Here is an 8357-nt window from a genome sequence, read left to right as displayed (position 1 = left end):
CTCAACTTCCGAGTTCAGAGGCTCAACTTCCGAGTTCAAAGACTCAACTTCCGAGTTTAGAGGCTCAACTTCCGAATTCAAAGACTCAACTTCCGGTAAATTAATATAAACTATGTCTCCGACGGGGTACGTCTACGCACTTTTAATTTCATCCTTTTGCCCAATCAAGTGCAAGAAAGCAAAAGAAGACAAAAGTAAAAAGACAAAACAGAACTTATTAAGCCTCATCTAAGTTGAGAACCTTAGTTTTTGCCCTCACCCTAAATCCCTCTTTCAGAGATGTCCGAGGGACTTTTAAATTCTGGCTCCCCGAATCCCAAATCTGGGGGATAGGTTGGGGGATGAGGGCAAATCCTTTTCAAAACCGTTGAACTACAGGTTTCAAGATAGACGCGGTTTAAGTCTTTCTTCTCTTTTTACTTTTATCTTTTAACTTACTAGTTCCTATTAATCATTGCTATCTTTGAACTTACGTTGCAATTGTTTTAGCGATTGATACATATCTGGCAGGCGACCATAAACAGCACATACCTTCAGATATAGTTTGTAAGGAAGGGCTGGAGATCCGCAGACAACTTCTCCTGGTGCAACATCGCTGTGAATTCCAGTTTGAGCAGATGTCATCGCCCCATCTCCAATCTTCACTTGATTGGTTATTCCTGTTTGTCCAGCTAAAATAACGCGATTTCCGAGTTTAACACCTCCTGCCATGCCAACCTGACCTGCGATCGCACAGCCAGAACCGATTTGGCAACCATGACCTATTTGCACTAAGTTATCAATTACTGTATTGCGACCTACCCGTGTTTCTCCAACAGATGGGCGGTCAATTGCACTGTTGCAGCCAACTTCCACACCATCTTCTAAGACTGTATAGCCGGATTGTTCCATTTTTAACCAACCAGTCCGGGTAGGAACAAAACCAAAGCCTTCTGCGCCGATGACAGCACCACTGTGAATCACACAATCTGCACCAATACGGGTGCGTTCGTGGATGGTACAGTTGGCATGTAAGGTGGTGCGATCGCCTATTTTGGCATCTGGATAAATCACCACATTGGGATGGATAATTGCGCCATCGCCAATTTCTACCCCTTGTTGAATCACAGCATGGGGGCCAATGTAAACATCATTACCAACTTTTGCCGTAGAGTGAATCGCAGCAGTGGGATGAATTTCTGGGATGGGGCGATATGGTTGGTAAAAAAGTGCGATCGCTTTGGCAAACAACAGTCGCGGATCTGGGGTTGCTATCCAGACAATACTGCTCTCTTGTGCAAGCACTTGTAATTTTTCATCCTGGGGCAAAATTAAAGCACTAGCATTGGTTTTAGCGACAAAAGACCCAAATTTTGCCCCTTCTACATAGCTGAGAGTACCGATAGTAGCTTCATCAATAGCTGCTACCCCTGTAATTTCTGGGTCATGGTCTGGGTTGCTAGTCAGGCTATGATTGGTAGCGGCATCACCAAATTGGCACAGAATTTCGCTGAATTTCATTGTTGGGTGTGTTCAAAATTGATCTACAATGGCAAGACAATTTTCCCATTACGGATTACGAATTAGTAATTATTTAGTCAATTTCAAATTAATGGGTTCAAGAAGAGGCAAGGGAGCAGGGAGCAGGGAGCAGGGAGTATAAGAAGGATGCAAAAGAATCGGGATTCGACCCCACCTGTTGTGCTAGCCAGCTTTCCGTAGGGTACAATAACCACGCTTAATATTGCCCCCTTCATTCCACAGCAGTTCTTGATCGGGTCATTCATTTCCCCCTGCCTCTTAGCTCCTCCCTAAACGGGACTAGTCGCTAGTCGCCATTGCTATCCCTGCTAAATACCCGGTTGTCCAAGCACTTTGGAAGTTAAACCCACCGGTAACGCCATCAATATCTAAGATTTCTCCGGCAAAATAAAGACCAGGAACTAACCTACTTTCCATCGTCTTAAAGTTGACTTCTTTGAGGTTGACACCGCCACAGGTAACAAATTCTTCTTTAAAGGCTCCTTTGCCATTGATTAAATATTGTCCCTGAGTAAGTTCTTGCACCAGTTTATTTAAGGTTTTATTAGATATTTCTGCCCAACGGTCTTCTGTGGTAATGCCTGCACGGGCAATGATATATTGCCAGAGACGATGGGGTAAGTCAACGCCGCGATGCAATGCGATCGCTTTCTTTCCCCATTCATCTTTAACTGCTAAAACTTTTTCTCGCACTTGTTCTTGTTGCAAATCAGGCAACCAATTAATCAATAATGTGGCTTGATAACGGCTTTCATGCAGAACTCTCGCACCCCAAGCTGAAAGTTTCAAAACAGCCGGGCCACTCAAACCCCAGTGGGTAATTAGCAATGGCCCAGTTTGTTGTAATTGGGATTTTCCACCCCCAGATAACCGCAATTGCACAGGGTTAACACTCACTCCAGCTAGAGCTTGCAATTGAGGATCAGCAATATTGAAGGTAAATAAAGAAGGTACTGGTGCTTCTATTTGATGACCTAACTCTTTGAGAATTTTATAACCTACAAGGCTGCTGCCGGTAGCAAGAAGTAAGCGATCGCATTTAATCTGCTCTCCCGATTTCAGAAGAATATCAAACCCCCCATCTGCTGCGGTCACTGAAGTTACGTGTGTACCGATACGGAGTTTTACCCCAGATGTCGCCATCGCTTTAATTAAACATTCCACAATGGTTTCTGAAGTGTTGGTGACAGGAAACATCCGGCCATCGGCTTCAGTTTTTAGATAGACTCCAGCAGCAGCAAACCAAGCTACTGTGTCTTGAGGCCCAAACCGAGTCAAAGCACCCCGCAAAGCTTTTGCACCTCTAGGGTAATTTTGCACCAACTCCTCAGGCAAAAAGCAAGCGTGAGTAACGTTGCAGCGTCCGCCACCAGAAATTAGCACTTTCGCTAGGGGTTGGCGACTAGCTTCGAGTAATGTAACTTGGGCATCAGGATTGGCTTTAGCACAAGCGATCGCACCAAAAAATCCTGCTGCCCCACCCCCAATAACTACGATTCGTAACGATAGCAAGTTCTAAAATTTCTCAATAGCACGTACTTTACTAGGCTAGCGGTTATCTTCACTATTCAACTATTTCAAATTGATCTTTGGTGGCACCGCAAGTCGGACATACCCAATCATCTGGTATATCTTCAAAGGCTGTCCCCGGCGCTATATCGCTATCTGAATCGCCTACTTCTGGGTCATATTCATAAGCGCAAACAGTACATATATACTTTGCCATGTTCATTTCCCTTAGTAAATTGTTGGCATTGCTTCAGTATTAAATACTTCTGGTAGTTAGTCAAAATCGGCTTAGTCATTAGTTATTAGTCCAAAAGAAACCACGCCACCCAACAGCAGAGCTACGAGTATCCCTTGGGACATGGTTTGAATTAGTTCGATATCATTAGTTTTTTTTCGCCCAGAAGTGGCGCGGTATATACCAAAAACTCTTGTATCTTAGACAAATGACAAATGACCAATGACAAATGACTAAAAACGCCACCAAGTTCTCTGGACGTAACTGATAACCGCGATCGCGATCGCCCCTAGTAGCAGTAGCAAAATTATTCCACCTGGAATAAAAGTGAGAATACCAAAACCTCTCAGTACCCAGACGGCTACACTAATGCCTAAAAGGATACCGAAAATCTGGATTAATCTACGATTTAAAGAAGATTGGCTCACCTACTTTTCCTCTCAACTCAACAGAGATTACACTTGATATTGACAATAAAATATGAAATTACGATGAAGTTGCATTTTCATCAGAAATAACACGTAAAAATCGAGAGATACTATCCAAACGTTGGGGTAAAATACTTGATATTAGATCGTGTTTGTGCCATTCTAGCTGTTAAAAACTTAAGTTTTTAATTTATAAATACCGTTATTATAAAGTTTACTTAAATATTAATTGTGTTAATTGTGATAAGAACTACAGTTTTTCCAGTAATATAACTGAAATAATTACCAAAAACTCGCCGTTTCTGGAAAGATAGGCATTAGACTGGAACTAAAATTTAGTGAGTTGGAATCTAAATCAAGTTTTATGCTTGTAGTTTCAACTCCATTTAGGTGGATGAGTTGAGGAGTAACTAAAATCATTATGTCTGCGTCTCATATCTCAGACTCAATTATTGCAGGTTCAGATATGGCTTGGAATCAAGACAAGCAAAAGTTGCTGGTACAGGGTGAAATTTTAATAGAAACGCGATCGCACAAAACCTGGGGTGGCGCGGTAACAGCCTGGATGTATGTGCCGATGGTGCGATCGCAAGTCTGGCAACAATTAACTGATTACCCCCGTTGGGTGCAATATTTTCCCGATATCACTAAAAGCGAGATATTACACAAAGGGGAAGTCAAGCGCCTATATCAAGCAGCACAAAAAGCCTTTTTCTTTTTCACGGCTCAAGTTGAAATTTATCTCAACGTTGTAGAAGTGCTGGGGCAACAAATCCAATTTCGTATGGAAAAGGGGACTTTTGAGGATTTTAACGCTCATTTAGAATTAAAAGATTGCGGTAATGGTACTTTGCTTGCTTATACTGTGCAAGCTACACCTCTTATTCCAATTCCATCAATTTTCATTCAACAAGCAATGAACTTTGAGTTGCCTGCAAATATGCGTAAAATGCGGCAAGTACTTTGTAAGGGCCAAAATAATTCGTAATATGATGTCCGGGCAATTAAGCATAATACCCGGAACCCCACCCCGCCAAAGCTACACTTTAGCTCCCCTCCCCGCATTCGGGGAGGCAATACGGTTCGGTTAAGATCCCCCCGCCTGCGGCGACCCCCTTAAAAAGGGGGTAAACGAGGAAATTAGCCCCCCTTTAAAAGCTACGGTGTATACACAAGTCTGAAATAGCTTACTCACCTGGTTTTTTGCGTCAGTTTTACCCCACCCTAACCCTCCCCTTGCAAAGGGGAGGGAACAAGATTTCTTATTTCCCCCCAATATATCGGGGGGATTAAGGGGGGTAATTCGACTTGTGTATACACGGTAGCTTTAAAAGGGGGGTTGGGGGGATCTTCGCAGGGTAAACAAGCTAACCGAACCGTATTGGGCGGGGTAAGGTTCTTTATGCTTTTTTTTGTCAAATGAGCTTCAATTAGCTGGTAAATACCTCAGCAGGTAAGCGATTAAAAGAAAGACGCTCATTTTGCACATCTACAAAGATGGTGTTGCCATCGGTAAATTCACCGCGCAAGATGGCTTTAGCGATTTGAGTTTCTAACTCTCGCTGAATCGCCCGCTTCAGTGGACGTGCCCCATAAACTGGGTCATACCCTACTTCCGCTAAAAAGTCAAGTGCAGCATCCGAGAGCTTGAGAGATATTTTGCGATCGCTCAATCTTTGCCGCAATCTTTCCACTTGCAGTAGCACAATATGCCGCAATTCCTTCTTATCCAAACCGTGGAAGATGATGATTTCGTCAATCCGGTTGAGGAACTCTGGACGGAAGCTATTCCGCATTGCTTCCATGACTCGACGGCGCATTTCGTCGTAGTGAGTGTTATCTCCGGCGACATCCAGAATGTACTGCGAACCGATGTTGCTGGTCATGATGATAATAGCGTTCTTGAAGTCCACCTTATGACCTTGGGCATCAGTAACGCGACCATCATCAAGAATTTGCAAGAAGATATTAAATACATCGGGGTGTGCTTTCTCGATTTCGTCGAAGAGAATCACTGAATAAGGACGGCGACGAATCGCTTCTGTAAGTTGTCCGCCTTCTTCGTAACCCACGTATCCTGGAGGCGCACCGATTAAGCGAGAGACGGCGTGTTTCTCCATATACTCCGACATATCGATTCGCACCAGCGCATCTTCACTGTCGAACATATACGCCGCCAGCGCTTTCGCCAACTCGGTTTTACCCACACCTGTAGGCCCAAGGAAAATAAAGCTAGCGATGGGACGATTAGGATCAGCCAATCCAGCGCGCGATCGCTGAATTGCATCCGCTACAGCTGTGACTGCTTCTTCTTGTCCAACTACGCGGCGGTGCAGTTCATCTTCTAAATGCAGCAGTTTTTCTTTTTCAGATTCCACTAACTTGCTGATGGGAATTCCTGTCCATTTAGAAATAATTTCGGCAATATCAGCTTCTGTGACTTCTTCCCGTAATAGTGATTTACCACTTCTTTGAGCATTTGCCAATTCAGATTCTACTGTTTCCAATTGACGGTGCAAACTGGTTAAATTGCCATATTTCAACTCCGCAGCGCGGTTTAAATCATAATCGCGTTCTGCTTGCTGAATCTCTAAGTTAACCCGTTCAATCTCTTTTTTCACAGACTGAATTTTATCAATGATATCTTTTTCAGACTGCCATTGAGTATTCAGCGTTTTTTGTTCTTCTTTGAGATCGGCAATTTCTTTTTCCAATCTTCCTAGACGTTCACGAGAAGCAGCATCGCTTTCTTTTTGCAGCGATAGCTTCTCCATTTCCAATTGCAAAATCTTACGATCAATTTCGTCGAGTTCTTCTGGTTTGGAGGTAATCTCCATTTTTAATCTCGCGGCGGCTTCGTCTACCAAGTCAATAGCTTTATCAGGTAAGAAGCGATCGCTAATATAACGACTCGACAATACGGCTGCTGCAACTAAAGCACTATCAGAAATTTTCACCCCGTGGTGGTTTTCATAACGTTCTCTCAACCCGCGCAGAATCGAAATACTATCTTCTACACTGGGCTGATCGACATAAACTTGCTGGAAACGTCTTTCTAGTGCCGCATCTTTTTCGATATGTTTGCGGTATTCATCTAGAGTTGTCGCCCCAATACAACGCAATTCGCCCCGCGCCAACATTGGTTTTAACAAGTTACCAGCATCCATCGCGCCTTGAGTTGCACCAGCGCCAACAACGGTGTGAATTTCATCAATAAATAAAACAATATTGCCGCCAGATTCAGTAACTTCTTTTAATACTGCTTTCAGGCGTTCTTCAAATTCACCCCGGAATTTTGCCCCCGCAATCAAAGCACCCATATCTAAAGAGATTAGCTTGCGGTCTTTGAGAGATTGAGGTACATCACCTGCAATAATGCGTTGTGCTAATCCTTCAGCGATCGCAGTTTTACCAACACCTGGTTCACCAATTAGCACAGGGTTATTCTTAGTACGGCGAGAGAGAATTTGCACAGTTCGACGAATCTCATCATCTCGCCCAATCACTGGATCGAGTTGACCTTTACGCGCAGCTTCTGTAAGGTCACGCCCGTATTTTTCCAGTGCTTCGTATTTGCCTTCTGGATTTTGATCGGTCACTTTTTGGCTCCCTCTAACTTGTTTAATAATATTTTTGAGTTTGCCTTCGTCTAAACCAAACTCTTGGAATAAAGCTTTGCCAAAGCGGTCATCTTTAGCGTAAGCCAGCAATAAGTGTTCAATTGAAATATATTCGTCTTGAAACTCTTTACGATATCCGTCTGCTCGATCTAGAAGTGTATCTAAGCTGCGTCCTAAATAGACAGAACTGCTAGTACCAGATACTTTCGGCTGACGTTGAAAAAATTGTTCAGTGCGATCGCGCAGTTTTTGAAGGTTAACACCCGCTTTAGTGAGAATCCCAGTTGCTAGACCATCTTGTTCTAGCAGCGCTTTCATCAGGTGTTCACTTTCAATTTGCTGTTGTTGATATTGTTTAACAATATCTGGGGTATGGGCGATCGCTTCCCAGGCTTTTTCTGTAAATTGGTTAGGATTAGTAGGTTGCATAGGCTTTTTCAGGAACGTAAAGGCGTAGTGGCTTGTCGCAGGCTACCACCAGAACACCAAGTAAAGACAATTTCTATTCTTAATAGATATTGTATGAAGAGCAGAGCGATCGCCTAGATCGGTGTTCACGTCTTGTAAAAGTCGTATTTTCCCGTAGTTCCTATTTCCTATGGGCGATTCTTGCTCATTGCATTTAACGCAAAACCTGAAGTTGTATTAAATCAAGCTGTGTGACTATGGAAATAAACCCAAGCGAATCCATAATTGTCGGGCTGCCACTTGAGAAGCACTGTTCATCTGCAAATATTCGATAGTGACTTTTGCAGGGGAAGTAATGCCTATAATCTTGCCAGATTGAGTATCAACCTGAAAATGCTCACTCCACTTGTCCTGTCTGGGATGAAAGAAAGTAACTTCAGTATTGGAAGCAGGCACAATGCCACTGATTCGAGTTCCTTTACGGAGATTACACGAGCGACACGCCGGAGCTAAAAGTCAACCGCGTGTTGCTAAGGCAGAGAATAGACATCTCCAAAATAGTAACGTTCTGTGGTAAAAGAACATCAGAGAGCTTTTTTGACATAGAAATATGAGCAACATACTGAAACACATTGA

General features: G+C 43.3%; 7 protein-coding genes. 1 reads left to right on the top strand and 6 read right to left on the bottom strand.

Annotated features, from left to right (window positions below; all coding sequences use genetic code 11):
- Nucleotides 1-447: 447 nt before the first annotated feature.
- The 4 genes from lpxD to V7K25_RS01065 all read right to left on the bottom strand — a co-directional run bounded on the left by lpxD (nucleotide 448) and on the right by V7K25_RS01065 (nucleotide 3693).
- Nucleotides 448-1500 (bottom strand): UDP-3-O-(3-hydroxymyristoyl)glucosamine N-acyltransferase, encoded by a 1053-nt coding sequence (gene lpxD, locus V7K25_RS01080; RefSeq protein ID WP_335154313.1) that lies wholly within the window; start codon nucleotides 1498-1500, stop codon nucleotides 448-450.
- A gap of 300 nt (nucleotides 1501-1800) precedes the next feature.
- Nucleotides 1801-3033 (bottom strand): NAD(P)/FAD-dependent oxidoreductase, encoded by a 1233-nt coding sequence (locus tag V7K25_RS01075; RefSeq protein ID WP_335154312.1) that lies wholly within the window; start codon nucleotides 3031-3033, stop codon nucleotides 1801-1803.
- Nucleotides 3034-3085: 52 nt separating this feature from the next.
- Nucleotides 3086-3247, bottom strand: a complete 162-nt coding sequence (gene rd / locus V7K25_RS01070) for a rubredoxin (RefSeq protein WP_335154310.1) — start codon at nucleotides 3245-3247, stop codon at nucleotides 3086-3088.
- A 251-nt stretch (nucleotides 3248-3498) separates the two neighbouring features.
- The gene (locus V7K25_RS01065; RefSeq protein ID WP_335154308.1) at nucleotides 3499-3693 is read right to left on the bottom strand and encodes a hypothetical protein; all 195 of its coding nucleotides are present in this window, start codon (nucleotides 3691-3693) and stop codon (nucleotides 3499-3501) included.
- 421 nt (nucleotides 3694-4114) lie between these two features.
- Here V7K25_RS01065 and V7K25_RS01060 point away from each other — a divergent pair, with 421 nt between their 5' ends.
- Nucleotides 4115-4681, top strand: coding sequence for an SRPBCC family protein (locus tag V7K25_RS01060; RefSeq protein WP_335154306.1), 567 nt, complete (start codon nucleotides 4115-4117; stop codon nucleotides 4679-4681).
- 442 nt (nucleotides 4682-5123) lie between these two features.
- Here the strand turns inward: V7K25_RS01060 and clpB are convergent, their stop codons facing one another.
- Nucleotides 5124-7742, bottom strand: coding sequence for an ATP-dependent chaperone ClpB (gene clpB / locus V7K25_RS01055; RefSeq protein ID WP_335154304.1), 2619 nt, complete (start codon nucleotides 7740-7742; stop codon nucleotides 5124-5126).
- A gap of 234 nt (nucleotides 7743-7976) precedes the next feature.
- Nucleotides 7977-8177 carry a hypothetical protein gene (locus tag V7K25_RS01050; protein WP_335154302.1) on the bottom strand — a complete coding sequence of 67 codons (201 nt, stop codon included), beginning with the start codon at nucleotides 8175-8177 and terminating at the stop codon, nucleotides 7977-7979.
- Nucleotides 8178-8357 lie beyond the last annotated feature (180 nt).

Origin of the sequence: Nostoc sp., from assembly GCF_036919495.1 — a bacterium.
GTDB lineage: Bacteria > Cyanobacteriota > Cyanobacteriia > Cyanobacteriales > Nostocaceae > Nostoc.
This window is presented reverse-complemented; position numbering and strand designations above follow the sequence as displayed.